At 50.5% G+C, this 909-nt stretch carries 1 rRNA gene; it reads left to right on the top strand.

The features are described from left to right. A 23S ribosomal RNA gene (locus tag NO346_RS14625) occupies positions 1-909 on the top strand; the annotation flags it as partial.

The following is a 909-nucleotide window of genomic DNA, read 5'->3' on the forward strand; positions in this document are numbered from 1 at the left end:
ATGCTGGAGGTATCAGAAGTGCGAATGCTGACGTGAGTAACGACAAAACGGGTGAAAAACCCGTTCGCTGAAAGACCAAGGGTTCCAGTCCAACGTTAATCGGGGCTGGGTGAGTCGACCCCTAAGGCGAGGCCGAGAGGCGTAGTCGATGGGAAATTGGTTAATATTCCAATACTTCTGTGTAATGCGATGAGAGGACGGAGAAGGTTAAGTCAGCCTGGCGTTGGTTGTCCAGGTGAAAGGTTGTAGGCATGTATCTTAGGCAAATCCGGGGTACTCTATGCTGAGAACTGATAGCAAGCTGTACTTGTACAGTGAAGTGGCTGATACCATGCTTCCAGGAAAAGTCTCTAAGCTTCAGTTACACAGGAATCGTACCCGAAACCGACACAGGTGGTCAGGTCGAGTAGACCAAAGCGCTTGAGAGAACTCTGCTGAAGGAACTAGGCAAAATGGTACCGTAACTTCGGGAGAAGGTACGCTGCTGACGGTGATGGGACTTGCTCCCTGAGCTATTGGCAGCCACAGAAACCAGGCCGCTGCAACTGTTTATTAAAAACATAGCACTCTGCAAACACGAAAGTGGACGTATAGGGTGTGATGCCTGCCCGGTGCTGGAAGGTTAATTGATGGGGTTAGCGTAAGCGAAGCTCTTGATCGAAGCCCCAGTAAACGGCGGCCGTAACTATAACGGTCCTAAGGTAGCGAAATTCCTTGTCGGGTAAGTTCCGACCTGCACGAATGGCATAATGATGGCGGCGCTGTCTCCAGCAGAGGCTCAGTGAAATCGAAATCGCTGTGAAGATGCAGTGTACCCGCGGCTAGACGGAAAGACCCCGTGAACCTTTACTGCAGCTTGACATTGAACTTTGACCTTACTTGTGTAGGATAGGTGGGAGGCTTTGAAGT

It is taken from the genome of Acinetobacter sp. 5862 (assembly GCF_024494585.1).
In the GTDB taxonomy this organism is placed as follows: domain Bacteria; phylum Pseudomonadota; class Gammaproteobacteria; order Pseudomonadales; family Moraxellaceae; genus Acinetobacter.